Source organism: Lentzea sp. NPDC020367 (genome assembly GCF_044387305.1).
Taxonomy (GTDB): Bacteria; Actinomycetota; Actinomycetes; order Mycobacteriales; family Pseudonocardiaceae; genus Lentzea.
Map to the genome: position 1 here is coordinate 769,837 of NZ_JBIRVV010000003.1, position 25,104 is coordinate 794,940.

Genomic DNA, 25,104 nt, shown 5'->3' on the forward strand with positions numbered 1-25,104 from the left:
TGGTTTGCTTGCTCCGGACGGGTCCCTCTAGCGTCGCGACCAGGGCAAGGCCATCGCACAGCGTGGCCGCCCGAAATTGTCGGTGCCTCGCGGTACAACTAGGGGACTCACGCACCGGCTTTCGACTCTTCGCAGGGGTGATTCAGCAGTGGCGCTCGTGGACGACCGGGGCATGGCGGAGCCCGCATTCGAGCGTCAGCCGCCGCAGGACCTCGCCGCGGAGCAGTCCGTTCTGGGCGGCATGCTGCTGTCGAAGGACGCGATCGCGGACGTCATCGAGGCGCTCGCGCCGAACGACTTCTACCGCCCCGCGCACCAGGCGATCTACGACTGCATCCTCGACCTCTACGGCCGCGGCGAACCGGCCGACCCGATCACCATCTCGGCCGAGCTCGAACGCCGCGGCGAACTGCTGCGCGTGGGTGGCGCGCCGTACCTGCACACGTTGATCGCGACCGTGCCCACGGCCGCGAACGCCGGCTACTACGCCGAGATCGTCGCCGAGAAGGCGGTGCTGCGCCGTCTCGTCGAGGCGGGCACCCGCATCGTGCAGCTCGGGTACAACGGTGCCGAGGGCGCGGACGTCGACGAGGTGGTCGACCGCGCGCAGGCCGCGATCTACGAGGTCACCGACCGCCGCACGACCGAGGACTACGTCGCCCTCGAAGACCTGCTGCAGCCGACGATGGACGAGATCGACGCGATCGCGTCCCGTGGCGGCATGTCCCAGGGCATCCCCACCGGCTTCGCCGACCTCGACGCACTGACCAACGGCCTGCACGGCGGCCAGATGATCATCGTCGCCGCCCGTCCCGGTGTCGGCAAGGCGCTGGCCCTGAACACCCCGCTGCCCACCCCGTCCGGCTGGACGACGATGGGCGGGATCTCCGTCGGGGAGTTCCTGATCGGCGCCGACGGCCGCCCGACCCGAGTGGTCGCCGCGACCGAGGTGATGACGGGCCGCCCGTGCTTCGAGGTCGAGTTCTCCGACGGCACCGTGATCGTCGCCGACGGCGAGCACCAGTGGCTGACGGAGTCGTGCAGCGAGACCGGCGGCTTCTGGGCGATCCGCACCACCGCGCAGTTGTTCGAGCGCGTCGGCGTGTGCCGCATGTTCGTGCGGCTGTCCGCGGCCTGGGACCTGCCTACCGCTTCGTTGCCTCTCACTCCCCGCTCGCTCGGCCTGTTCCTCTCGGGCCTGGGCGACCTGGAACTGACCGACGACGAACTGCGCGTCGCCAAGGACCTCGACCTGGCCGACGACCCGCACATCCCCGCCGCGTACCTGCGCGCGTCCCGCAAGCAGCGCGAGGAACTGCTCGCCGCCCTGCAGATCGACGGCCGCTTCGCCCGCCTGCGCCGCGACCTGGCCGAACTGATCGCGGGCCTCGGCCGCCACGACCAGGTGGAGATCGTCGCCGTCCGCCCCGTCGCCTCCGTGCCGGTGCGCTGCGTCGAGGTCGACAACCACGACCACCTGTACCTCGCGGGCGAGACGATGATCCCCACCCACAACTCGACGCTGGGCCTCGACTTCGCCAGGTCGTGCTCCGTCAAGCACGGCATGACCAGCGCCATCTTCAGCCTGGAAATGAGCCGCACCGAAATCGTCATGCGCATGCTCTCCGCCGAGGCGCGCATCCGCCTGAGCGACATGCGAGGCGGCACGATGAGCGACGACGACTGGACCCGCCTGGCCCGCCGAATGAGCGAGATCAGCGAGGCCCCGCTCTTCGTCGACGACAGCCCCAACCTGACGATGATGGAGATCAGGGCCAAGGCAAGGCGCCTCAAGCAGCGCCACGACCTCAAGCTCGTGGTCGTCGACTACCTCCAGCTGATGTCGTCGGGCAAGAAGACCGAGTCGCGCCAGCAGGAAGTCTCGGAGTTCTCCCGAAACCTCAAGCTGATCGCCAAGGAACTCCACGTCCCGGTCATCGCGATCTCGCAGCTCAACCGAGGCCCCGAACAGCGAACCGACAAGCGCCCGATGCTCTCCGACCTCCGTGAGTCGGGCTCCCTGGAGCAGGACGCCGACATGGTCATCCTGGTCAACCGCCCCGACGCCTGGGAACGCGACGACCCGCGCGCCGGCGAGGCCGACCTGATCATCGCCAAGCACCGCGCGGGCCCGACCGCGACCATCGTCGTGGCGCACCAGCTGCACTACAGCCGCTTCACGGACCTGGCCCAGACCTGATCGCGGTCATTTCGCGGAGAACACCGCGGCGACCGAAACCGCAGACACCTTCACCTCGGCGCTTCCCTCCTTTCGGAAGGTGAGGACGCCAAGCGCGACCTTGCCCATGACCGAGTCGTAGGCGAGTGTCGCTGTCCACCCGTTGCCCGCGGCAGTGCTCACCGGGTCGGTCGATGCACCCCAGGCTCCGGCGGAGAGCCGATGAGTGGTGGCCGACGAAGGCTCGACCTGTGGGCTGGTGTTCGGGTCCCATCGCAGTTCACCGACAGCCATGGTCACGGCATACGGGGTGCCCTGGTTGTCGAAGCCGAGGTCGGCGAGTCGCACACCCTGCGCGCCTCCTGTGGCCGGCTTGTCGACCAGGAGAACGGGTGACAGGACCGCTCCGGACTTCGGGTCAACCAGCTGCGCGACCTGCCCGTTGTCCTGGGGCGTGACCACGAGCAGACGATCACCATCGTCGTTGAAGGCGAAGTCGAGGATCGCGTCCGCTGTGGTGTAGATGGCCTTGGCAGAGCCGTCGTCACCCACGGAGTACAGAGTCTCCGGCGACTGCAGACTGAAGCGTTCGGGACCGTTGGTCAGGTAGACGCGCTGACCGGACGAGCCGCTACGGGTCAAGAAGGTGTACCTGGAAGCAGTGTTGCCGTAGACGTTCTCCACCGGATCGACCGCAGGCAGGCCGGAGACCGTGAAAGGAGCTCCGCCTCCCTCGACGGGGAACGTCGAGAAGCCGGTCGGACTGGTGGCGTCGGTGATGACGGGTGTGGACCCGACGAACGCGATGCTGCACCCCGCACAGCCCTCGACTCGGCTCTTGCCGGTGCTCGGCTCGTACACGGCTACGCCGACACCGTCCTCCTGTTGCGTGAGGTAGGCCGTGAGCCTGCCGTCCGCAGACCACCCGGCAACACGCCGAACCCGGTTGGCCGTGGCTTCGCCGATGGGCTTGGGCTGTTCACCTGGTCCCGGCAACAACCAGACGTTGTCACTGCTGGTGTAGGCGATCGCGCGGAACGGCACCGTGGACGGAACCGTCGGTGGTGCGGCGATCTGCTGGTCATCGGGTAGCACGAACAGCAGCACCAACACCGCGACGATCAACAGCGCCGCCCCTGCCACCAGGACGCGCTTGCCTCGGCGGCGAACGGGAGGCGACCCGGCCTCCTTCGCAACGAGCTCGTCTTCCTCGTCCTCTTCGTACTCGGGCAGCGGCTCGTCCCAGGGCAGTACCGCCATGACCGGCGCCATCGCCGGCATGTACTCCTTGACCTTCTCGTCTTTCTGTCGTGCACACGCGGCGCAATGCGTACAAGCAGGCGCCTGCTCAGCGCACTGATTACGGGCATGCGAGAGCAACGCCATTCTGCAACGGTGCCAATGAAAGGAAATTCCGTTCCGCAGGTACTTGGTGAAGACCTCCTCGCCCTTCCACTCCTTCTCGCTGAGCAGAACGCGATCCAGCAGGCCGCATTCCTCACGGCCATTCCTGGCCAGCGCCAGTGCTCGCAGGCCGATCGAGATCTTCGCTCTGATCTTGCCCGCGAGGCGCCACGCGTCCTGTGCGGTCTTCCGGCCGAGCCGGGCGGCCAGTTCCTCACCACTCAACTTGTCCTTGGAGCTGACCACCTTGCCGTGCGCCCGCTCCGCAGGCCCGAACGAGTCGATCACCTGGTGCAGCAGGCGGTCGAAGAACGGCTGCAGCTCTGCGAGCTCCTGCTCGACACGCTGGTGCTCTTCGATCTCGAGCCGCATGTCCGAAGCCAGAATGCCGCGCTCACGCTTCCCGTTGATGATCGCGATGCAACGACGTTTCGCGATCGTGTAGAGCCACGACCTCAGCCGATGAGGCTCCTTGACCTGACGGATGCCCGCCAGCGCCGCCATGAACGTGTCCTGACAGGCGTCGTGGGCGTTCACCTCGTCGCCCAGGTGTCTGAGACACCACCGCAGGACCCGCTCCCGGTACTTGCGCACGATCGCCTCGAACGCGTCCATCTGCTCCGGAGACCGCTTCCGCGCGACCTGCACAGCCCGGACCAGTTCGACGTCGCCCGGATCGGAATACCCGGTCCCCACGTCGGCAAGATCAACCATCACACACCCCTGACCAGCACGAACAAGAATTTTTCAAGTTTCTTCTGAGTAAAAGGGGGAGTTCCGGGCGAGCGCTCAGCACTGCCGCGCGTCATGTTCACGCTGCGGAAGGAACGTTCATGCGCGCGCACGCCTCGCGGTCTCTCACCCCAGGAGGGCGTCACCGTCACAGAGCGGGTGGGCACCGCCGGACGTCCGGCGGACGTCATCACGGAGCAGCCGGTTCGACCGCTCCGATCTGGATCTGGCTGGGGCGCATCGCCGATGTGCTCCAGATCGCGGGTGCCCTGACATCAGCGACCGCGCTCCTGGCGGTGCTGATCGGTGGTGGAGCAGACCACTCGGAACTTCCAGAGCAGAAGGTTCGAGTGCCGGCGTCCTCCACGGTCGAGGTGCCGAGCACCTCGACCGGCGCAGAACCTCGATGACAAGAGATTCGGGGAAGGGTCAATGACCGACTCCTCACTCATGCGCGGTGACGCCGGGATCGTCGTGACCGGTTTGCAGCTCGTTACGAATTGCCGCGTTATTCCTCATGAGTGAGCAGAAAACACACAAGGCGCGGGCGGTGCGGCGAATTGCCGCACGGCCCGCGCCGCGAAAATCAGGAATCGTTGTCCGGTGAGCGACCTGCAGGTTGCGCGGCCGCAGACCCGTCGTTCAGCCGTACGGGGCTGATCGTTGCCCCACTCCTGGTCAACAGCCCTGACCTCGGCTAGAACCGGACTGTGCTGCACGACCCGCTCACGGGCCTGCCCGGCCACGCCCTGCTCCTGGACCGCCTGGAGCAGTCACTCATCCGCGCCCGAACCCGCGGCACGCTCGTGACGCTGGTCCTGATCACGGCGCCGGACGACGTGCTGAAAGCGGCGAAGGCCCTGAGGCAAGGCCTGAGACCGGACTTCACGGTCGCGCGGTACGCAGACGCGGTGCTGGCTGTGCTGGCCGAGCACGACTTCGGGGACGGAGCGCCGATCGCGGAGTTGATCAGGCAGCTGATAGGAAAGCGGCCGCACGTCCACTGGGTGACGAGTGACGGTGAGACAGAGCCTCAGAACATGCTCGCAACAGCACAAACACCCCCCGCACGGCACTGAGCCCCAGCGACAACGTCTGTCGCTGGGGCTCAGTTTCTTACCGGAGGAGGGTGTTACAACTGCGGGTTACTGCGGGGTGTTACTTACAGCGAGCCGGTCACCGTCTGGAACAGGTTGGCCGGGTCGATCGAGGCCAGCGCCGGGGCGTTGAACGGCAGCTGCGGCAGCGCGCGCTCGTCGGCCTTCGGGGCCAGGCCCTGGGTCGGGTTCAGGTTCAGACCCGAGAGGGAGGCCGGGCCGTCGACGGGCAGCGTGGGCAGCGAGCGCTCGGTGGGGAGCGCGGGCAGCTGCACGGGCACCGGCAGGGCCGGGGCCGTCACCGGGAGGGACGGCAGCGAACGCTCGGTGGCGGTGGCCGGGACCAGGTCCTTCGCACCGTCGAGCAGCTGGCCGATGGGCAGGCCCTGGACGTTCGGGGACAGGCTCGCGACGCCACCGTTGACCGGCAGAGCGGAGCGCTCCTGCGCCACGCCCGGCAGGGACCCGATGGGCAGCTGGCCGGCCATGGCCGCCAGGTCAGCCGGGTTCGGGAACTGGTTCACGGGCAGCTTGCTGTCGAGGCCGTGGAACGCCGGAACCTCGTTGGCCTTCATCAGGCTGTCGACGCCCTTGGGGAGCTCCAGGCCCTTGAGCTGCGCGGCACGCAGGGTGCCGGCGTCCTCGCCGGTGAGCTGCGTGTCGTCGCTCGTGCCCAGCGTGGTCGCCTGGCCGACGACCTCGACGGGGATGCGCGCGACCTTGGCGGCAGCCTCGACCGGAACGGTCATCTCGCGGGCGGTCAGCGGTCCGCTGCCCTCCGTGAGCATCTCGCCACCGGCCTGCGTGTGCGACGTCTTGTCGGTGACGGTCGTCGCGTTGCCCGCAGCCGCGACCGCGTCCGCGTACACGCCGGCGAAGGCGTTGGCGGGGACGTGGATCAGGTTGCCGGACACCGAGGCGTCGTCGGCCTTCGAGTAGCTGTCGGCACCGGACACGACGTTGGTGTCGGACACCACGTCGGAGTTGGTGATGCCCGCGGCGGCGACCGAGTTGCCCGGGACGGCCGGGAGGACGGCCGGCTGCGCGCCGATCAGGTTGCCGGAGACCGCGCCACCGTCACCGATGCTGTTCACGTCGCCACCGGCGACGGACGACAGGGAGTTGGTGGAGAAGGCGTCGACGTTGCTGCCGCCGCCGACCGACCAGCCGAGCACCTGGGTGCCGGTGGCGACCGGAGCCGAGACGACGTTGCCCGCGATGGAGCCCTTCTCACCCGTGGTGAGAGCGTCGCCGCCGGCCTTCATGTCGGTGTCGTTGTCACCGGTGGTCTTGTTGTTGCCGACCAGGGTGGCACCGTCGGCGAAGACCTGGGCCGGCGTCGAGGTCGGGACCTGGACGATGTTGCCGGAGACCGAGGACTTCTTGCCGTAGGCCTTCGGGTCCTTGCCCGCGATGACCGTGGTGTCGTTCGCCGAGTCGGACGTGGTGTTGCCCACCAGGCCGGCGGTGACGGCGAAGACCTGCGGGGCGACGGCGGTGGGGGCGGTCACGATGTTGCTCGAGACCGTGCCGTTGTCGTCCTGCGTGTTCGGCTGACCGCTGGAGCGAACCAGCTTGGTCTCGTCCGCGGAACCGGACGCCTGGCCACCGAGGGTCGCGGCGAGGCCGTAGACCTCGGCCGGAGCGGCGAGCGGGGTCGACGCGATGTTGCCGGAGATGACCGAGTCGTTGCCGGTCGTGCCCTGGTAACCGTTGGTGGTCGACTTGACGTCGTTCTCGCAGGTACCAGCAGCCTGGCCCGCGAGGGTGGCGCCGTTGCCGCACGCGTCCACGGCCGTGGCCGGGGGAACGTCTGCGATGTTGCCGGACAGGACCGACTTGTCGGCCTGGGTGTAGGTCTCGCCACCGGCGTTCGAGGTCGCGGCGTTGGCGTGGTCGGTGAGCGCGTTGCCCACGAGCGACGCGCCGTTGCCACCCACGGCGGCGGGGAGCGAGACCGGCGCGCCGGCGACGTTGCCCGAGGCGGTGGAACCGGTGCCGCTGGTGTGCTTCGTGCCACCGGCGTTCGACCAGTTGGCCGTGTCGCTGACGGCGTTCGAGTTGCCACCGACGGCGGCCGCGTTGTCGTCGACCGTGATCGGGCCGGCGAGCGCGGGCTCGACGATGTTGCCGGCCAGCGTGGCCGGGTCGCCGTTGGTGTCGACGTTGCCACCGGTGATGGCGGTGCCGGTCTGCGTCGAGTGGGTGTCGGCGTTGCCGGCACCGGCTGCCGCGTTGCCGTTGACCTCGGCCAGCGGGGACAGCGGGATCGGCACGGCGTTGCCCGAGATCGAGCTGCTCTTGCCGCTCGTCAGGACGTCGCCCTCGGAGGAGGCGAACGTGTCGGCGGTCGAGTTGGCGTCGGCGATGCCGGCCGCACCCACACCGTTGCCGGTGATCTGGACCGGGGTCGCACCCTGCTCGGAGACGACGTTGCCGGAGATGGCGCCCTTGTCACCGTTGGTGGTGATGTCGCCGCCGGTCGTGGAGACCTGCTTGGCGTCGGTGTTGGTGGTGGCGTTGCCACCCGCCGCGATCGCGTTGCCGGTCAGCTGGACCGGGAGCACGTGGTTGACGGCGACGACGTTGCCGGCAAGAGCCTGGCCCGCGCCATCGGTGACGATGGTGCCGTCGCGGTGCGTGGTCTGCGTGCAGTCGCCGGTCGCCTCGGTGTTGGCGAGAACCGCGATCGCGTTACCGCAGATGTTGATCGGCACATCGACGTGCGCCTGGATCGTGTTGCCGCGCACCAGGTTCTGGAGCGGGGTGCCCTGAAGGCGCTCGCCGGCCTGACGGACCAGCGGGTTCGCGACGGGCGCTGCCGTGCGGGTGGGCACCGCGCTGGTGACGCGGTCCGTGCTGATCGTGCGGTCCACCTTGGGGACCGTGATCTCCTTGACCGGGGTGGCCAGCTTGTTCTGGTCGGCCTTGATGGGAACCGCGGCCGCGACGTCGACGGCCGGAGGCGCTGCGTCCGGGTCGACGTTCTCCTGGGCAGAAGCGATGCCCGTACCGAGCATCAGCAAACCACCAGTGACAAACGCGGTCTGAAGTCCGCGCTTTGCCCAGGTCTGCATTAGATCTCCTTCATCGGTTTCCCGTCGAGAAAGCGACGGGGGCTCAAGGGGGTGGGGCCGAAGCGCGCAGGGGAAGGCGCGCCATCACCGGGGGAATCGCACGCGGTGATCGACCTGTGTGAGCGCAAGAAAAAAGCGCGACGGTCGACTTCCGGACAGCCGGGGGAGGAGGCTGCCGCGGACCGCGCGCTGGAATCAGTCGGGGTTGATACCGGGCTGCTTGCCCGGCGTCACGGTGACCTCGTCAGTGGACGGCGCGAGAGCGCTCGTCGACGAGATGCCGTGAGAAGTGCCGGACGCAGCGAAGGCAGCGAACGTGCTGCCCTTGGCAGAGCCAGAACCGTCGTTGCACGAAGAGCACTGCACCGGCGCGGGGGCCGGGACGGGCAGCTTCGGGAACGGGTTGCTGGGCAGGGACGGACGCTGCTCGGAGGGCACAACGAAGTCGCCCGGCTCCAACAGATCCGTCCACTTGGCACCGGACGAGCCGGTGAACTGCGAGACCACCGGTGCCGGCGACTGTCCGGCATCGGTGGCGGGAGCCGGGATCTCCGGGAACGTCACGTCCATGGCCCGCTCGGAGGCGGGGGTGCTGGACTGACCGATCCTGGTGACCTGCGGCAGGATTCGTGCGGCGATCTGCTCGACCGCCTGGGAGACCTGCACGTCCGGCAGGGCGGCGCGAGCCTTCTCCTGCTCGGCGCGCAAGGTCTCGTCGAGCTTGTGCACTGCCTTGGCGGCGGGCACGACGACCGGCAGCTTCTCGTCCGTCTTGGCGACGAGCTTGCTGACGACGTCGACCTGCTGCGCATCGGCAGTAGGCACCGTCTCCGCGTTCGCGGCAGACGTGGTGAGCGCCCAGGCAACGGCCGTTCCCGCGAGCGCCCCACCGACGGCGAGCAGCGCTCGGGTGGCGAACCGGCGGATGCCGTTCGCTCCCGTCTTCGCTCGCATGTCAGCGGACAACGCAGGAAACCTCGCTACTCGGTGGCACTCAAGGGATTCGCCGACGATCAACGTGATCAAGTCGACGTCGGCGACTCTGCCAGTCCATCCACCCCGAATGCACGCTCTGAGCGCTCGGTTAACTACATCGTGTGAACGACGTCCTGGGACTCACACCCGCTTCAGCACGCGTGCCGCACCCGCCGCCGCGGTCGACGCGAGCACCCAGCCCACGGCCACGAGCAGCGAAGATATCCACTGCGACGCACCGGTGAACTGCCACTTGCCGTCGTGGCCGAAGTCGATGATCGGGATCAACAGGTCGAGCGCGAGCAGCCACGCGTTCCAGACCGGGTCCTCGTCCTGGTTGAGCTTGACCATCGGGTGCCAGTTGAACCACAGCGCGCCGAACAGCCAGAACACGCCGAGCCAGCAGATCGCGAGCCACGGCCGGTAGCCGTAGCCGACCGTGAACCGCTGCACGACGCCCCAGACCCGCCCGGCGCGGCCGAGTTCGGAGTAGCGGCGGCGTTGTTTCTCCAGCTGGACCTTCTGCGCGAGTTCTTCTTCGCCGCCCTGCTGGTAGACGGCGGCGAGCTGTTCGTACGGACCTGGCGCGAAGTCGGGCTGCACCTTGAGCAGCCACTTGAGCCGCGTCTGCACCGGCACGTCGGGGTCGGCGGTGATGCCGGCGAACTCGAAGTCGTCCACGGCGACGCCGCCCTCGGCGTCCCACAGCCCAGGCCCGTCGGTCACCGACACCGCTTTGAGCCGGCTCAGCACGACCTTGCCCTTGGGCTGCTGGCCCTCCGGGATGTGCAGGCGGAACTGGTGGACGGTGAGCCCGTAGGCGTTCAACGCGATGTCCGCGGTGGTCGAGCCGAGGTGCGAGTTGCTGAACGTCGCCATCTTGCCGACCTCGCCCAGCCGGATGCGCACGCCGCCGACCGCGGTGAACCCGCGGCTGCACAGGAGGTCCTTGCCGATCGTGATGGCGCGGGCGTCCAGCGACGGCTTCTGCGTGCCGTTCGCGCGCAGCCGCGGGAGGGTCAGTTCGGCGCCGGACATGTCGAGCGTCGAGCCGATGTTCGCGTTCTGCAGGCGGACCGAGCCCTTGGCCCGCAACTCGCGCAGGAAGAGCGTGCCGCCGATCTGGAGGCGGTCGGCGAACAGGACGTCGATGCCGGGCCCGTGCAACGACACCCCGGACATGCTGGCGCTGCCGTTGATGGTCGCGTTGGACAACCGGACCTGGCCGTAGGTCTGCAACGCGAGCGAACGGGCGCCGGCGCCGTTGACCGCGCTGCGCGCCTCGACGTCGCCGCGGACCTGCATGCCGTCCGCGTGCAGGGCGACCGGGATGCGGTTCGTGACGTCGCCGGCGAGTTCCTCGGCGATCTCGCGCGGCCCGATCACCGCGCCGGAGAGCCGGAGGTAACCGCCGATGCTCGCGTTGGGCAGCCGGACCGTGCCCTCGCTGGTGAAGCCGTCGTCGAGTTCGACGTTGCCCTCGACCCGGATGCGGTCGGCCACGAGCGTCGCGGCCTCGTCGGCCGATCCGTGCGGCAGGACCAGCACCTGGTTGTCGACGCGGTGGGCGGAGTGCAGGCGGGCGCCGGTGAACTCGACGTTCCCGCCGACGCGCGCGCCGTCGAACAGCACCCGGCCGTCCGCGTTGAAGCGGCCGCCCTCTGCGTTGCAGAAGACGTTGCCCGACACGACGATCCCGGACGCGTCGAGCGCGTCCTTGCCGGGGTTGATCAGACGGGCGCCGCCGAGGTGGACGCTGCCGCCGATCGCCGCGCCCCTGAGCCGGACCTCGCCCTGCGCGCGCATCGCGATGGCCTGGACGGAACCGCTGACTCGCAGCCGTGCGCCCAGAAGTGCGTGGTCGGTGTTGCTGCGCAGGACCGCGCCGGCCAGGCGGAGCGTGCCGTCGACTGCGGCGTCGGTGAGGTCGACGGTGCCGGTGCAGGTGAAGCCGGCTTCGAGGACCAGGTCGCTGAAGACGCGGAGGTTGCGGCCCTGCAGGCCGGGGACGCGGGTGCCGCGCAGCCGGAGCCCGATGAGGCGGGCCATGCGGAGGTCGAGCGACTCCTCGAAGGTGCAGTGGGTGAGGTCGATGACCCGCGTGACGCGGGTGCCCTCCAGTTCGAACCTGCCGGTGATCCGCGCGTTTCGGAGCCGCAGAGCGGGCAATCCCTTGCGCGGCACCCGGTACATGCCGGTCAACAGACCGGTGAGCACCTCGCCGCGAACGCTCTGTCCGGTCAGGTCTGTCTCGGTTCCCCCCGCGTAGCCCCCTGCGACCTGGCGCTCGACATCGGTCAAGTCTTCCGGCTTGATCACTTCGTCCTCCCCTGACGAGTCGGATCATCCCTGGTGAGGCTCCGGCTTGGCGAGGGTCCGACCAGTTACCGTGAGGTCCATGAGCGCGCCGGAGTCGGAGATCAGCAACCGCGTTCCCCTGCTGCTACGGGTGAGCGCCGCCCTGAGCTGGCGGTTCGTCGTCGTGATCGCCGCGTTGTACGTGGTCGCCTACGCACTGAGCTTCCTGGCGTCGATAGTGATCCCCGTCGCCATCGCCCTGCTGCTGGCCGCACTGCTCTCGCCGGGCGTCGCGAAACTCGTCGAGTGGCGGGTGCCGCGCGGCGTGGCGACGACCGTGATGATGATCATCGGCATCGGCGTGCTCGGCGGCGTGCTGACGTTCGTGATCAGCGAGTTCTCCCGCGGCCTGCCCGAACTGCAGACGCAGGTGGCGGCCTCGCTCGACACGATCCAGAAGTGGCTGAAGGACGGGCCCGCGCACCTGTCCGACGCGCAGCTGCAGAACTACGTCAACGAGATCGTGAAGACGATCAAGGAGAACCAGGCCGAGATCACGTCCGGCGCGCTGACCACCGCGGCGACGCTGGGCGAGTTGCTGACCGGGCTGTTGCTCGCGCTGTTCACTCTCATCTTCTTCTTGCACGACGGCGACGGGATCTGGCGCTTCGTGACGCGTGCGGTGCCTCGCGACGTGCGTCAGCGTGTCGACGTGGCCGGGCGCCGCGGGTTCGGCTCTCTCGTTTCTTATGTGCGCGCTACGGCCGTGGTCGCGATCGTTGACGCAGTCGGCGTTGGTGTCGGCTTGGCGATCATCGGTGTGCCGCTCGTGGTGCCGCTGTCCGCGTTGGTGTTCCTCGGCGCGTTCATCCCCATCATCGGTGCGGTGTTCACGGGCGCCGTGGCGGTGTTGATCGCGTTGGTGACCAACGGGCCTATCGCCGCTCTTGTCGTGCTGGCCGTGCTCATCGGCGTGATGCAGTTGGAGTCGCACGTCTTGCAGCCGTTGCTGCTGGGGCGTGCTGTGAAGCTGCACCCGTTGGCCGTGGTGCTGGCGATCGCCGGTGGGTTGGTGACCGGGGGCATCGCCGGTGCGCTGCTGGCCGTGCCGTTGCTGGCGGTGCTGAACTCCGGGATCCGGTCGCTCATCTCCGATGCGGACGCGGTGCAGAAGCCGGAGAAGGTGGACGTGCTGAATCCTCAGGACACGGCACCGAAGGACGACACGAGCAAGCGGGTCAAGGAGCTCTAACGCCGTGCGGACAGGAACCTTCGACTACACGATCAACGGCCGCGGCACGGTCGCCGACGCCGTCGAACTGATGGCCGACGTGCCTCGGTTGGTCACCATGCACCCGCTGGCGATCGCGACCAAGGCCGTTCCGCCGGGTCCGGGCGTGCTGCGCAGCACCGCCGTGACCTCGCGGCTGAAGCTCGGCCCGATGGCCATGAAGATCACCTACCGCGCCGACCTGATGGTCCAGGGCGACGACGAGGTGATCACCGTGGCCCACCAGCAGCCGAAGACGACCCTGCGCAGCCACGTCCGGGTGCAGGACGCCGGTGATGGGCGGGTGCGGATCGGGGTCGGCATCACCTTCGAGGCGCCGAGTCCGTTGTTCTCTTACGGCTTCGCGAAGGCTCGGTTCGCGCACGAGCACATGGCCGCGGAGCTCGAGAAGTACCTGAACGCCTAGGCCATCGACACGAGGTTGCGGCCGTAAGCCTTGGCCGTGTCGGGTTACACCAGCATGCATTCGCGCGGTTCGACCCTCCGCCCCGCAAGGAGTGTCCGAACAGGGCTGGCCGAGTAGCCGCCCACGACGCGGACGACTGCGATATGTGCCAGGACTGCAGAGAACTCCAGGACCTCTAGTGAGCAGGCGCGGCCCGGCCCCTCAACCAGCTGCGCGTCCGCCGCGACGGTCGGGTAACACCGCGCCCGCAGCTTCGGGCCATGCACACCTACGAAGAGCTTTACGGCCCGCACCGCACCGTGATCCCTTGCGACAACCGCACGGCACACGATCCGACAAGCAGTGCGTACGACCCGCAGAACTGCAACGTTTGCCTTGGTGAGGGCGTGCTTTGCGCTGAGTCCTAGGCCATCGACACGAGGTTGCGGCCGTAAGCCTTGGCCGCCAGCAACGCCGCGTCGGCCGCCACCAGCAGGTCCGGCAGCTCGTACCCGAACCGAGTCGTCGTCGACACCCCGATAGACACTGTCAGGCCGTGCAACTCGTGCGGCTTGCCGTCGGTGGCCATCGTCGGCACGCGAAGAGCCGCAACGGCCTTGCGCACGCGTTCGGCGACGTACTCGGCCTCGTCGGGGGTGGCCTCGGGCAGCAGGACCACGAACTCCTCACCGCCGAACCGGCCGACCAGGTCTCCTCGGCGGACGGTGCCGCGCAGCAGCAACGAGATCGCGGCCAGTGCCGCGTCGCCTGCCAGGTGGCCCACCTCGTCGTTGACGCGCTTGAAGTGGTCGAGGTCGAGGAGCATGACGGCCATCGGGCGGGCGCGGCCGGAGCCCTTGGTCAGTTCGTAGCGGGCTCGGCTGTCCCAGTGGACGGCGTTGGCCAGGCCGGTTTTGGCGTCGCGCTGGGCTGAGCGACGCCACTGCGGGAGTTGGGCTGCTCGTTCCAAAAGTGCCAGGGGTGGGCCGGCGATGAGGGCGTGGATGGCGTTCGCCTCCGCCACGCAGCCCATGAGGCCGCCGATCGACACCGCCACGATGCCGAGGATGGCGTCGATGGGTTCGCCGACGTTCTCCTCGAACGTGGCTGAGGGGCTGCGCAGCTTCAGGCCGAACGAGATCAGGCCCGCGCGCAGGATCAGCAGCAGGGCCGCGCCCAGGGTGAGGATCAGGAGGTTGGCGTGCGGGTCCGCCCAGCCGAGCACGTAGCGGGTGGTGAAGACGGCCAGTGCCGTGGCGCTCAGGGTGAACAGCCAGCGGTGGGTCTCCGGGCGCGGGGAGAGCAGGCTGTGCAGGGCGGGGCCGAAGAGGAGCAGGACGAGCAGGTTCGGCGGGAGGGCCAGGATGCCCGCCGTCAGGTAGCAGAGGTGGGCTGCCCACGGGTTGCGCTCGGTCTCGCCCAGGCGGTGGCTGTAGATGGAGCTGCCGATGATCACCGCGCCGGCCGTGCCCGCGATCGCGGCGAACCTGGCGATTTCGGAGGGTGACGGCGTTTCGGAGGAAACGATCGTGTAGACGACGGTCGCGAACGCCGCCACGTCGATCAGCAACCAGTAGCAGAGCGCAGGCCGCCGCAAAGTCCACACCGGCCAGTCCCGCACCTGCATCGCCCTCCCCCGAACCCGGAGAGCGTCGCACATTCCTCCGTTCGGCAGAAGACGGCCACCTGGGGGTTAGCCAGCACACGTTCACGCGGCAGGATGGTGTCCGAAAGGAGCACAGCGTGCGCAAAGAGCCTGCCGAACGTGTGACGAAGGTGATCGACGACCCGGCCACGCCCCTGTGGCGCGGGACGATTGCGCTACGCATAGTCACATTTCTCTTCGCAGCGGCGAACGTCATCGCGAACCAATCCGGTTACGTCCGGCCGTGGCTCGCGTGGACCACGCTCGGGGTGATGGCGCTGTGGTCCGTCTTCACGAGCCGTGCGTACAGCACGACGTGGGGCAGGCGGTGGCCGCTCGTACTCGTCGACCTGGCCCTGACCTGCGGACTCATGTCGTTGTCGCCGCTGATCATGTCCGACCACCAGCTGCTGACCCTGAACGTCCCGTTGATCACGACGATCTGGGCGTGCGTGCCAGCAGTTGCACTAGGCGCGCTCGGCGGGGCTTACGCGGGCTTCGCGGGCGGACTGGCCGTCGGTCTCTCCACCTACCTGTCCAAGGGCGTGCCGAGCCTCGACCTGCTGCGCGACGTCGTGCTGCTGGCGGGCGCGGGCATGGTCGTCGGCATGGCGTCGGCGACCGCACGGCGCAGTGCGGTGCTCCTCGCCCAGGCCCTGAGGGCGGAAGCGGCCACGGCGGAACGGGAACGGCTTGCCCGTTCGATTCACGACAGCGTGCTGCAGGTCCTCGCCCGCGTGCGCAAGCGCGGCCTGGAGGTCGGCGGCGAGGCTGCCGAGCTGGCCAAGATGGCGGGCGAGCAGGAGGTGGCGCTCAGGAATTTAGTGGCCGCCGCGCCTGCCGACTCCACTGTGGACGGCGAGATCGACCTGCGGCCCGGCCTGCAGCTGCTCGCCACGCCCAGGATCCAGGTGTCGACGCCCGCGACCCAGGTGATGTTCGAGGCACCGGCGGCGGGCGAGCTCACGTCGCTGGTGCGCGAGGCGCTGTCCAACGTGGACAAGCACGCCGGTGAGGACGCACGGGCCTGGGTGCTGCTGGAAGATCTCGGGGAGGAGATCGTGCTGAGCGTGAGGGACGATGGGCCTGGCATCCCGGAAGGCCGGATCGCGTCGGCCGCCGCGGAAGGCAGGATGGGGATCGAGAAGTCGATCAAAGGCCGGGTGGAGTCGCTCGGCGGAACGCTGGAGCTCCAGACCGGGCCGGGGGAGGGCACGGAATGGGAGGTTCGGGTGTTCAGGAAGGGGGCGGCAGGATGACGGTCTCGGTGATGGTCGTGGACGACCACCCGATGTGGCGCGACGGCGTGGCGCGCGATCTGCAAGAGCGGGGCTTCGAGGTGGTGGCGACCGCGAGCGACGCGCCCTCGGCCGTGCGCATCGCGAAAGCCGTGCGGCCCAACGTGGTCCTGATGGACCTCAACCTCGGCGAACTCTCCGGGGTCGACGCCACCCTGATGATCACCACTGAACTGCCGGACACGCGCGTGCTCGTGCTGTCCGCGTCCGGCGAGCACGACGACGTGCTGCAGGCCGTGAAAGCTGGCGCGTCCGGATATCTCGTGAAGTCCGCGTCCTCGGAGGAACTGGTCGAGGCCGTGTCCCGCACCGCCGCAGGGGACGCCGTGTTCACCGCGGGCCTCGCGGGCCTGGTCCTGGGCGAGTACCGGCGCATGGCCGCCGCGCCGGACGACTCGGAGGAGAAGCCGCAGCTCACCGATCGGGAGACCGAGGTGCTGCGACTGGTTGCCAAGGGCCTGACCGCACGACAGATCGCGAACCGCCTGGTGATCTCCCACCGCACGGTCGAAAACCACGTGCAATCAACATTGCGGAAGCTTCAACTGCACAACCGAGTGGAGTTGGCGCGTTATGCCATCGAGCACGGTCTTGACGCCGAACCGGAGGCAGAGAAATGACAGACCCCAGAGAGTTACGCGTGTCCGATGCGGAACGTGAGCACGTCGTCACCCTGCTGAACAAGGCGGTGGGCCGCGGCATGATCACGCTGGACGAGTTCACCGTCCGCACGGACACCGCTCTCGCCGCGAAGACCAGGGCTGATCTCAACGCCGTGCTGGTCGACCTGCCCGGCATGGTCAACAACGAGCTGGCCCGCGAGCGGACCGAGCTGAAGAACACGATGAGCACCACGACCCGCAAGGGCCACTGGGTCGTGCCGCAGGAGCTCGTCATCCGCAACACCCTCGGCACCACGAACCTCGACTTCACCGCCGCCGACGTGCCACCGGTCGTCAACGTCGACCTGGACGTGTCGCTGGGCACGGTGAAGCTGCTGCTGCCGGCCGGGTCGTCGGTCAACGCCGACGCCGTCGAGATCACCGCCGGCGAATTGAAGGACAAGGTCCACAACTCGGTGGGCAACCCGCACTTCCAGCTCAAGGGCGCGGTGCGCGGCGGAACCGTGGTGATCAAGAAGAGCAGGCGCTGATCTGCGAACGGTCGCGCGAACACGCAGGATCGAGGCATGCGATGCCTCGTGACCGGCGCGACCGGATATCTCGGCGGACGACTGGTGCCCCGGCTGCTGGCCGAAGGGCACCAGGTGCGTTGTCTGGTGCGTTCGCCGGAGAAGCTGCGCGACGTCCCGTGGGCCGCTGACGTCGAAATCGTCAAAGGTGACGTGTTCGGCGATCTGGACGAGGCCATGCGGGACGTCGAGGTCGTCCACTACCTCGTGCACTCGCTGCAGTCGAAGGACTTCGCCGACGCCGACCGCAAGGCCGCGGAGAACACGGCACGGGCTGCCGAACGCGCGGGCGTGCAGCGGATCGTCTACCTGGGCGGACTGCACCCGGCCAACGTCGAGCTGTCGCCGCACCTCGCCTCCCGCAAGGAGGTGGGCGAGGTCTTCCTGCGCGCCAAGACGCCGGCGGTCGTGCTCCAGGCCGCGGTGATCATCGGGTCCGGGTCGGCGAGCTTCGAGATGCTGCGCTACCTCACCGAACGGCTGCCGGTCATGGTCACGCCGCGCTGGGTGCACAACCGGATCCAGCCGATCGCCGTCCGGGACGTGCTGCGCTACCTGGTCGACGCCACGACTCTCCAAGCCAACCGGACGTTCGACATCGGCGGCCCGGACGTGCTGACCTACCTCGAGATGATGCTCCGGTACGCCGAGGTCGCCGGCCTGCCCAAGCGCCGCGTGCTGCCCGTGCCGCTGCTGACACCCGGTCTGTCCTCGCACTGGGTCAACGTCGTCACGCCGGTGCCGAAGTCGATCGCCAGGCCGTTGATCGAGTCGCTGGTGCACGAGGTGGTGTGCCGCGAGAACGACATCCGCGAGGTGCTGCCCGGCGAGAACACCGGCTTCGTCAAGGCCGTCGAACTGGCGCTGGACAAGATCCGGGACGCCGACGTGGAGACCCGCTGGTCAGGGGCGTCGCTGCCGGGTGCGCCGAGCGAACCGCTGCCGTCCGACCCCGACTGGTCCGGCGGCTCGGTCTACACCGACGAACGCGAACGCAGGACCAAAGCGACGCCCGAACGGCTCTGGGAGGTCGTCGAGGGCATCGGTGGCGAACGCGGCTGGTACTCGTTCCCGCTGGCCTGGGCCGTGCGCGGCTGGATGGACCGGGCCGCGGGCGGCGTCGGGCTCCGGCGTGGCAGGCGCGACGCGAACCGGTTGAACGTCGGCGAGGCGCTCGACTGGTGGCGCGTCGAGGAGATCGAACGCGGGCATCTGCTGCGGCTGCGCGCCGAGATGAAGGTGCCCGGGAAGGCGTGGCTGGAGCTTCGAGTGGCGGGCAACGAGGCACACGGGTCCACTTACCGCCAACGCGCCGTGTTCGTGCCCAAAGGGCTCGCCGGACACCTCTACTGGGCGGTCGTCTGGCCGTTTCACGGCATCGTGTTCGGCGGCATGGTGCGCAACATCGCCAATGAAGCTGAGCTGCACAAGAACTTCAGAAAGTCCTGATGGACTGCACAAGCAGCAAAGGGTGAAACTTCCCGCATGAAGGCTCTCGTCAAGGTCGCCGCTGGGCCTGGACTCGAACTGACCGACGTCCCCGACCCGACACCGGGTCCGACGGACGTGCTGGTCAGGGTGTTGCGCACCGGCATCTGCGGCACCGATCTGCACATCGACTCGTGGGACGACTGGACGGCGCAGAACATCAAGGCGCCACTGGTCCTCGGGCACGAGTTCGTCGGCGAGGTCGTCGAGATCGGCAACAGCGTCACCGGCGTCAAGGTCGGCGACCTGGTCAGCGGCGAGGGTCACCTCGTCTGCGGGACCTGCCGCAACTGCAAGGCCGGCCGCCGCCACCTCTGCGCCAACACGCGTGGTCTGGGCGTGCACTCCAACGGCGCGTTCGCGCAGTACGTCGTGCTGCCCGAGCAGAACGCGTGGGTGCACCGCACCAAGGTCGACCTGGACGTGGCCGCGATCTTCGACCCGTTCGGCAACGCCGTGCACACCGCGCTGAGCTTCCCGGTCATCGGCGAGGACGTGATCATCACGGGCGCCGGGCCGATCGGCATCATGGCCGCCGCCGTCGCCAAGCACGCGGGCGCGCGCAACGTCGTGATCACCGACATCTCCGAGCACCGCCTCGACCTGGCCCGCAAGGTCGGCGTCGACCTCGCGGTGAACGTCGCCGAGCGGACGATCGCGGATGCCCAGGCGGAGCTCGGCATGGCCGAGGGCTTCGACGTCGGCATGGAGATGTCCGGCAAGCCGGTCGCGATGCGCGACATGATCGCGAACATGGCGCACGGCGGCCGCATCGCGATGCTGGGCCTGCCCGCGGACGAGTTCTCCGTCGACTGGAGCAGCGTCGTGCTGAAGATGCTGCACATCAAGGGGATCTACGGCCGCGAGATGTTCGAGACCTGGTACTCGATGACCGTGCTGTTGCAGCGCGGCCTCGACCTCACGCCGGTGATCACGCACCGGTTCGACCACACGCAGCACGCGGAGGCGTTCGCCACCGCGCGCGAAGGCAAGTGCGGCAAGGTCATCCTCGACTGGACGGGAGCCTGATGTACGGCGAGCTGAAGAACGACCTCCTCAAGACGATCGAGGAGATCAGGGAGGCCGGGCTCTACAAGTCCGAACGCGTCATCGCCACCCCGCAGAACGCCAGCGTCAGGGTCGGTTCCGGCGACGACGTGCTGAACTTCTGCGCCAACAACTACCTCGGTCTCGCCGACCACCCGCAGCTCATCGCGGCCGCGAAGAAGGCTCTGGACGACTGGGGCTTCGGCATGGCCTCCGTCCGGTTCATCTGCGGAACCCAGGAACCGCACAAGGAACTGGAGCGCAAGCTCAGCGAGTTCCTCGGCACCGAGGACACGATCCTCTACAGCTCGTGCTTCGACGCGAACGGCGGCCTGTTCGAGACGCTGCTCGGCGCCGAGGACGCGATCATCTCCGACGAGCTGAACCACGCGTCGATCATCGACGGCGTCCGCCTGTCGAAGGCCAAGCGCTTCCGCTACAAGAACCGCGACATGGACGACCTGGAGCGCCAGCTCAAGGACTCCGCCGACGCCCGCTACCGCCTGATCGCGACCGACGGCGTCTTCTCGATGGACGGCTACCTCGCGCCGCTCGACGAGATCTGTGACCTGGCCGAGCGCTACAACGCCCTGGTCATGGTCGACGACTCGCACGCCGTCGGCTTCACCGGCCCGACCGGCCGCGGCACCCCGGAGCTGTTCGGCGTGCAGGACCGCGTCGACATCGTCACGGGCACGCTGGGCAAGGCACTGGGCGGCGCGTCCGGCGGCTACACGTCCGGCCGCAAGGAGATCGTCGAACTGCTGCGCCAGCGCTCGCGCCCGTACCTGTTCTCGAACTCCCTCGCGCCGTCGATCACCGCGGCCGCGATCGCCACGCTCGACATGCTGTCCAGTTCCACGGAGCTGCTCACTCAGCTGAGGTCGAACACCGAGCTGTTCCGCCGGCGGATGACCGAGGCGGGCTTCGACCTGCTGCCGGGCGAGCACCCGATCATCCCGGTGATGATCGGCGACGCGGCGGAGGCGGCCAAGCTCGCGGATCTGCTGCTGGAACAGGGCGTCTACGTCATCGGCTTCTCGTACCCGGTCGTGCCGCACGGCAAGGCACGTATCCGCACGCAGATGTCGGCTTCACACACGACCGAGGACGTTAACCGCGCCGTCGACGCGTTTATCGCCGCACGCGAAAAGATGTGAACACCGTTCTTGTACCGGCTCCAAAAACTACTTCTTTCGAGGAAAAGCTGGAGCCGGTACAGGTTCTTCTTCTACTTTCGTCGACATGCCACGACGAACGTCCACCGTGGTGGGACGCGAGTTCGGTGATGCCGTTCGCAGCATCACCGAACAGACCGGAATGACCCACCGTCGGCTCGCCTCAGAACTCGGCTGGGACGAAGCAAAGCTCTCCGACCTGGTCCGCGGCAAGGGCGGCGTGACCGAAGTCGAAGTGATGCAGCTGCTCAGCTACTGCCACGTCAAGCCGGACGTGATCCAGCACCTGCTAGTCCTGTTCCGCGAGACTCGAGTGCGCGGATATCTGAAGTTCCCCGACGACCAGGTACCGGCACTACTTGCACAGGAACGCCTGGCCAACGAGATCACCGTCTGGTCGTCGCTCCTCGTCCCAGGTCACCTCCAGACCACCGACTACATGCGTGCGGCCATCGACGGAGTAGTTCGCCCCAAGACTGTCGACTACGAGGAAGTCATCGCTTCGAAGGTCGAGCGTCACAACCTCTTTCACTGGAGTCGCACGTTCGTCTTCTACGTCCACGAATACGCTCTCCGCCTCCCGGTCGGTGGGCCGGACGTGATGAAGGATCAATACATCCACCTTTTGGCGATGGCACAACGCTCCTACATCGCCTTGCGAATCGTGCCTGCCGAGATCGGCGCGCACGCAGGCGTCTCAGGGTCATTCATCCGGCTCGGCTACGAGAAGTTCGAGCCAGTGGTCTTCCTCGAAGGCGAGAACTCTGGCCTCTTCCTCGAGGACGCGGCCTCACTTGCCGTCTATTCCTCCGTGGTGAAGCGACTCGACGATCAAGCTCTGGATCCGGAAGAATCGAAGGAGCTGATCACCGGCTTCCTGACCTGAGGAGACGTTCCGCATGTCGACCTGGCGCAAGAGCTCCTACAGCCCGAACTCCAGCGACTGCGTTGAGGTCGGACGTGGCATCGGCATCCGGGACAGCAAGGCGCCGGCCACCCACCTGCCCGTGTCGGACGAGGCGTGGTCGGCCTTCCTCCGCACTGTGACCCGCGTCACTCAGTTGTAAGAATCGGCCCGGTCAGCGCACTTCCCGTCGTGGAGGAATTCTCGATCGTCTACCGCGAGTGCTACCCGCGAGTGCTCGCCTATGCGGCGAGCCACGCGGGCGGCCGGGTCGCCGAGGACATCACCAGCGAGACCTTCACGATCGCCTGGCGCAGGCTCGACCAGATGCCGTCGAACGCGCTGCCGTGGCTGCTCGGCATCGCCCGCAACCTGGTGCGCGCGACCCGTCGCGAGGCGACGACCTACGAACTCACCGACTTCCCCGCAGAAGACGACTTCGCGGTGATCGAGCTGCGTGCGGCTCTGGCGAGCCTGTCCGAGGCCGACCAGGAGGTGCTGACGCTCATCGCGTGGCACGGGCTGGCGGCGGCCGAGGCCGCGCAGGTGCTCGGGTGCACGACGGCGACGTTCTTCGTGCGGCTGCATCGGGCTCGACGACGTTTGCAGGCCGCTCTCTGGACTCCGAAATTCGACAGTGCGAGGGCGTCGTGGAAGACATCCTGAAAGACCTGGCGCAGGCCAAGCCTCCGACGCCGGAGGTCGACTCCGGGCGGATGGAACGCGACCTCGCGCGCATCGTCTTGTTGCCCCACGAGAAGCCTGCCAGGAAGCAGCTCGTGCGGCGGTTCGCTCCGTTGGCGGTCATCGGTGCGGTGATCGTGCTCGCGGTCGTGCTGCTGCCCGCACCTCCTCAGCCCGTGCAGCCCGCAGCGCCTCCGAAGTGGTGGCACGCGCTCACGCGGCAGTGGTCGGTGATGATCGTCGGCGACCCGGCCAAGCCGTACGCCGCGTTCTTCGACTCCAAGACCGAACGGTGGCTGGCCACCAACCAGCAGGTCACGGTCGTCCAGAAGGACGGTGACGTGCGGGCGTTCTCCCTCCAGCCCGACGGCAGGGAGTGGGAGGAGGCGGGCAGGCCGGAGACCGTGCCCCAGGTCGGCGGGAACCACCTGGTGCGCATCGGCCCGATGAAGCCGGCCGTGCAGAAGACCAGCGTCTCCGGGTTCCAGATGTCCCTGCACAGCCAGACGCGTTTCGACTCGTTCGACTCCTTGCCCGCAGACCCGCAGGAGTTGAGGAAGGCGCTGGAGACCGTCGTGGGGAAGGACACCTACCGGATCGGGTCGCTCGCGATGGACCTGATGAGCTCGAACGTGCGCGACGACCAGCGGCGGGCGGCGTTCGAGCTGCTCAAGACGCTCGACGGGGCGCGGTTCCTCGGTGAGGTGACGGTGCCCAACGAACGCAAGGGGATCGCGGTGGCGATCGCCGCGCCGCCGACGTTCCAGTTCTCCGACGTCGAGACGCAGCTGGTGATGAACCCGGAGACCGGCCTGCCGATCCTCAGGCGGGACGTGCTCACCAGGCCTCAGCTCGGACTGCCCGCGCAGATGGCCATCTCGGAGGAGGAGTACCTCCTGCTGGAGCAGGTGGACTTCGACCCGATCGTGCCTCAGGACGTCCCCGTGAACGGCGAAGTGGAATCCCCCATCATTGAGCGGTGATCGACCCACGACGGCTTCGCGTGCTGCGCGCACTCGCTGACCACGGCACCGTGACGGCCGCGGCCGCCGCACTGCACCTCACGCCGTCAGCGGTGTCGCAGCAGCTCGCGGCGCTGGAGTCCGAGGCAGGGCACCCGTTGCTGCTGCGCAAGGGCCGCCGGGTGTCGCTGACGCCCGCCGGTGAACTGCTCGTCACGCACGCTCATGTCGTCGCCGCGGAACTGGAACGCGCGCAGGCCACTTTGGACGCTCTCGCCTCCGGTTCGGCGGGGCGGGTGGCGGTGGCGGCGTTCGCGTCGGCGATCACGCAGGTGGTGGCGCCGGCCTTGGCGGCGTTGAAGGAACGGTCGATCGAACTGTCCGTGCGCGACGCCGAGGGGCACGAGAGCGTGCGGCTGTTGCTGGACGGCGAGATCGACGTGGCGATCACCGAGGAGCACCGGACCACCGACCGCTTCACGCGGTTCCCGCTCTACACCGAGCCTTTCGACGTCGTGCTGCCGCCGGGGCACGCGCTGAAGGGACCGGTTGAGCTGCAGCAACTGGCAGACGAGGACTGGGTCGTGACGCTGCCGGGCAACCCGTTGCGGGACGTCGTGGAGATGGCGTGCGCGCAGGCGGGGTTCACGCCGCGTATCAGGCACACGTCTGATGACTTCCGGGCGATCCAGGCGCTCGTCGACGCGGGAGCCGGGGTGGCGTTGGCTCCCCGCAACGCCGTGCGCGGCGTGCCGGTCGCCGGAGTCGCGCCGTTGCGGCGGGTGGTCGCGGCGGTGCGCAAGGGGTCGGAGGAACACCCGTTGATCAGCGCGGTTCTCGACCAGCTCCAGCGCTAGGGCGGCGGGATCGTCAGGCGCAGCTTGGCCGCGATGCGCGTCAACGCCTGGCGGTCGGCGGCGGTGAGCGGGTCGAGCACGAACTCCCGGACCGCGCGCAGGTGCGTGGGCGCGGCGGCCTCGACCACCTCGAAGCCCTCGTCGGTGAGCGTGGCGATCGTGTAGCGGCCGTCGTCCGGGTCAGGGGAACGCACCACCCAGCCACGTTGCTCGAAGCGCTTGACCACGTTGGACAACCGCGACAGCGAGCCGTTCGCCAGGTGCGCGAGCTCGCTCATCCGCATGCTGCGGTCCTTCGCCTCCGAGACGTGGCTCAGCACCAGGTAGTCGAAGAGGCTCAGGCCCGACTCCTGCTGCAACGGTGCCTCCAGCCGGCCCGGCAGCAACAACAGCATCGAGACCAGGCCGGTC

General features: G+C 68.3%; 21 protein-coding genes. 15 read left to right on the forward strand and 6 right to left on the reverse strand.

The window, feature by feature from the left end; translation table 11 throughout:
* Positions 1–241 precede the first annotated feature (241 nt).
* Positions 242–2,200, forward strand: coding sequence for a replicative DNA helicase (gene dnaB, locus ACH413_RS16105; RefSeq protein WP_396425012.1), 1,959 nt, complete (start codon positions 242–244; stop codon positions 2,198–2,200).
* Positions 2,201–2,206: 6 nt separating this feature from the next.
* On the opposite strand, the gene ACH413_RS16110 is transcribed toward dnaB, so the two are convergent.
* The gene (locus ACH413_RS16110; RefSeq protein ID WP_360047468.1) at positions 2,207–4,297 is read right to left on the reverse strand and encodes a sigma-70 family RNA polymerase sigma factor; all 2,091 of its coding nucleotides are present in this window, start codon (positions 4,295–4,297) and stop codon (positions 2,207–2,209) included.
* A gap of 728 nt (positions 4,298–5,025) precedes the next feature.
* Between ACH413_RS16110 and ACH413_RS16115 the strand changes: the two genes are divergently transcribed.
* Positions 5,026–5,394, forward strand: a complete 369-nt coding sequence (locus tag ACH413_RS16115) for a hypothetical protein (protein WP_360047469.1) — start codon at positions 5,026–5,028, stop codon at positions 5,392–5,394.
* An 83-nt stretch (positions 5,395–5,477) separates the two neighbouring features.
* Here the strand turns inward: ACH413_RS16115 and ACH413_RS16120 are convergent, their stop codons facing one another.
* The 3 genes from ACH413_RS16120 to ACH413_RS16130 form a co-directional block, all read right to left on the reverse strand.
* Positions 5,478–8,489 carry a chaplin family protein gene (locus ACH413_RS16120; RefSeq protein ID WP_360047470.1) on the reverse strand — a complete coding sequence of 1,004 codons (3,012 nt, stop codon included), beginning with the start codon at positions 8,487–8,489 and terminating at the stop codon, positions 5,478–5,480.
* A 195-nt stretch (positions 8,490–8,684) separates the two neighbouring features.
* Complete coding sequence (locus tag ACH413_RS16125; RefSeq protein ID WP_360047471.1) at positions 8,685–9,443, reverse strand: hypothetical protein; 759 nt, start codon at positions 9,441–9,443, stop codon at positions 8,685–8,687.
* 162 nt (positions 9,444–9,605) lie between these two features.
* Positions 9,606–11,783, reverse strand: coding sequence for a hypothetical protein (locus ACH413_RS16130; protein WP_360047472.1), 2,178 nt, complete (start codon positions 11,781–11,783; stop codon positions 9,606–9,608).
* A gap of 79 nt (positions 11,784–11,862) precedes the next feature.
* On the opposite strand from ACH413_RS16130, the gene ACH413_RS16135 reads away from it, so the two are divergent.
* Positions 11,863–13,014 (forward strand): AI-2E family transporter, encoded by a 1,152-nt coding sequence (locus ACH413_RS16135; protein ID WP_360047473.1) that lies wholly within the window; start codon positions 11,863–11,865, stop codon positions 13,012–13,014.
* Between the two features lie 4 nt (positions 13,015–13,018).
* On the forward strand, positions 13,019–13,459 hold the full coding sequence (locus ACH413_RS16140; protein ID WP_360047474.1) for an SRPBCC family protein: 441 nt from the start codon (positions 13,019–13,021) through the stop codon (positions 13,457–13,459).
* Positions 13,460–13,862: 403 nt separating this feature from the next.
* Here ACH413_RS16140 and ACH413_RS16145 read toward each other — a convergent pair whose 3' ends face one another.
* Positions 13,863–15,065, reverse strand: coding sequence for a diguanylate cyclase (locus ACH413_RS16145; RefSeq protein ID WP_360047475.1), 1,203 nt, complete (start codon positions 15,063–15,065; stop codon positions 13,863–13,865).
* Between the two features lie 116 nt (positions 15,066–15,181).
* On the opposite strand from ACH413_RS16145, the gene macS reads away from it, so the two are divergent.
* From macS to ACH413_RS16200, 11 genes are all read left to right on the forward strand, one after another.
* On the forward strand, positions 15,182–16,342 hold the full coding sequence (gene macS, locus ACH413_RS16150) for a MacS family sensor histidine kinase (RefSeq protein ID WP_360047476.1): 1,161 nt from the start codon (positions 15,182–15,184) through the stop codon (positions 16,340–16,342).
* Positions 16,339–17,001, forward strand: a complete 663-nt coding sequence (locus ACH413_RS16155; protein WP_360047477.1) for a response regulator transcription factor — start codon at positions 16,339–16,341, stop codon at positions 16,999–17,001. Before macS ends, ACH413_RS16155 begins: the two co-directional genes overlap by 4 nt.
* A 20-nt stretch (positions 17,002–17,021) precedes the next feature.
* Positions 17,022–17,534 (forward strand): DUF1707 domain-containing protein, encoded by a 513-nt coding sequence (locus tag ACH413_RS16160; RefSeq protein WP_360047478.1) that lies wholly within the window; start codon positions 17,022–17,024, stop codon positions 17,532–17,534.
* Positions 17,535–17,570: 36 nt separating this feature from the next.
* Positions 17,571–19,022 carry an SDR family oxidoreductase gene (locus tag ACH413_RS16165; RefSeq protein ID WP_360047479.1) on the forward strand — a complete coding sequence of 484 codons (1,452 nt, stop codon included), beginning with the start codon at positions 17,571–17,573 and terminating at the stop codon, positions 19,020–19,022.
* A 36-nt stretch (positions 19,023–19,058) separates the two neighbouring features.
* The gene (gene tdh / locus ACH413_RS16170) at positions 19,059–20,090 is read left to right on the forward strand and encodes an L-threonine 3-dehydrogenase (protein WP_360047480.1); all 1,032 of its coding nucleotides are present in this window, start codon (positions 19,059–19,061) and stop codon (positions 20,088–20,090) included.
* A complete protein-coding gene (locus ACH413_RS16175) occupies positions 20,090–21,268 on the forward strand; it encodes a glycine C-acetyltransferase (protein ID WP_360047481.1) in 1,179 nt (392 codons plus the stop codon). The genes tdh and ACH413_RS16175 overlap by 1 nt, the downstream gene beginning before the upstream one ends.
* Positions 21,269–21,353: 85 nt before the next feature.
* Positions 21,354–22,172, forward strand: coding sequence for a helix-turn-helix transcriptional regulator (locus ACH413_RS16180; RefSeq protein ID WP_360047482.1), 819 nt, complete (start codon positions 21,354–21,356; stop codon positions 22,170–22,172).
* A 13-nt stretch (positions 22,173–22,185) separates the two neighbouring features.
* Positions 22,186–22,353, forward strand: a complete 168-nt coding sequence (locus ACH413_RS16185; protein ID WP_360047483.1) for a DUF397 domain-containing protein — start codon at positions 22,186–22,188, stop codon at positions 22,351–22,353.
* A gap of 29 nt (positions 22,354–22,382) precedes the next feature.
* Positions 22,383–22,856 carry a sigma-70 family RNA polymerase sigma factor gene (locus ACH413_RS16190; RefSeq protein WP_360047484.1) on the forward strand — a complete coding sequence of 158 codons (474 nt, stop codon included), beginning with the start codon at positions 22,383–22,385 and terminating at the stop codon, positions 22,854–22,856.
* Entirely contained in the window at positions 22,841–23,857 is a 1,017-nt protein-coding gene (locus ACH413_RS16195) for a hypothetical protein (protein ID WP_360047485.1), read from the forward strand. Before ACH413_RS16190 ends, ACH413_RS16195 begins: the two co-directional genes overlap by 16 nt.
* Entirely contained in the window at positions 23,854–24,693 is an 840-nt protein-coding gene (locus ACH413_RS16200) for a LysR family transcriptional regulator (protein ID WP_360047486.1), read from the forward strand. The genes ACH413_RS16195 and ACH413_RS16200 overlap by 4 nt, the downstream gene beginning before the upstream one ends.
* On the opposite strand, the gene ACH413_RS16205 is transcribed toward ACH413_RS16200, so the two are convergent.
* Complete coding sequence (locus ACH413_RS16205) at positions 24,690–25,088, reverse strand: MarR family transcriptional regulator (protein ID WP_360047574.1); 399 nt, start codon at positions 25,086–25,088, stop codon at positions 24,690–24,692. The genes ACH413_RS16200 and ACH413_RS16205 overlap by 4 nt on opposite strands.
* Between the last annotated feature and the right edge of the window lie 16 nt (positions 25,089–25,104).

Excerpts from the sequence above, each read along its gene's own strand:
- ACH413_RS16135 (WP_360047473.1), top strand. The coding sequence starts at position 11,863 with ATGAGCGCGCCGGAGTCGGAGATCAGCAACCGCGTTCCCCTGCTGCTA.
- ACH413_RS16125 (WP_360047471.1), bottom strand. The coding sequence starts at position 9,443 with ATGCGAGCGAAGACGGGAGCGAACGGCATCCGCCGGTTCGCCACCCGA.
- ACH413_RS16120 (WP_360047470.1), bottom strand. The coding sequence starts at position 8,489 with ATGCAGACCTGGGCAAAGCGCGGACTTCAGACCGCGTTTGTCACTGGT.
- ACH413_RS16165 (WP_360047479.1), top strand. The coding sequence starts at position 17,571 with ATGCGATGCCTCGTGACCGGCGCGACCGGATATCTCGGCGGACGACTG.
- ACH413_RS16185 (WP_360047483.1), top strand. The coding sequence starts at position 22,186 with ATGTCGACCTGGCGCAAGAGCTCCTACAGCCCGAACTCCAGCGACTGC.
- ACH413_RS16110 (WP_360047468.1), bottom strand. The coding sequence starts at position 4,297 with ATGGTTGATCTTGCCGACGTGGGGACCGGGTATTCCGATCCGGGCGAC.
- tdh (WP_360047480.1), top strand. The coding sequence starts at position 19,059 with ATGAAGGCTCTCGTCAAGGTCGCCGCTGGGCCTGGACTCGAACTGACC.
- ACH413_RS16180 (WP_360047482.1), top strand. The coding sequence starts at position 21,354 with ATGCCACGACGAACGTCCACCGTGGTGGGACGCGAGTTCGGTGATGCC.
- ACH413_RS16155 (WP_360047477.1), top strand. The coding sequence starts at position 16,339 with ATGACGGTCTCGGTGATGGTCGTGGACGACCACCCGATGTGGCGCGAC.
- dnaB (WP_396425012.1), top strand. The coding sequence starts at position 242 with ATGCTGCTGTCGAAGGACGCGATCGCGGACGTCATCGAGGCGCTCGCG.
- ACH413_RS16145 (WP_360047475.1), bottom strand. The coding sequence starts at position 15,065 with ATGCAGGTGCGGGACTGGCCGGTGTGGACTTTGCGGCGGCCTGCGCTC.
- ACH413_RS16175 (WP_360047481.1), top strand. The coding sequence starts at position 20,090 with ATGTACGGCGAGCTGAAGAACGACCTCCTCAAGACGATCGAGGAGATC.
- ACH413_RS16205 (WP_360047574.1), bottom strand. The coding sequence starts at position 25,088 with ATGCTGTTGTTGCTGCCGGGCCGGCTGGAGGCACCGTTGCAGCAGGAG.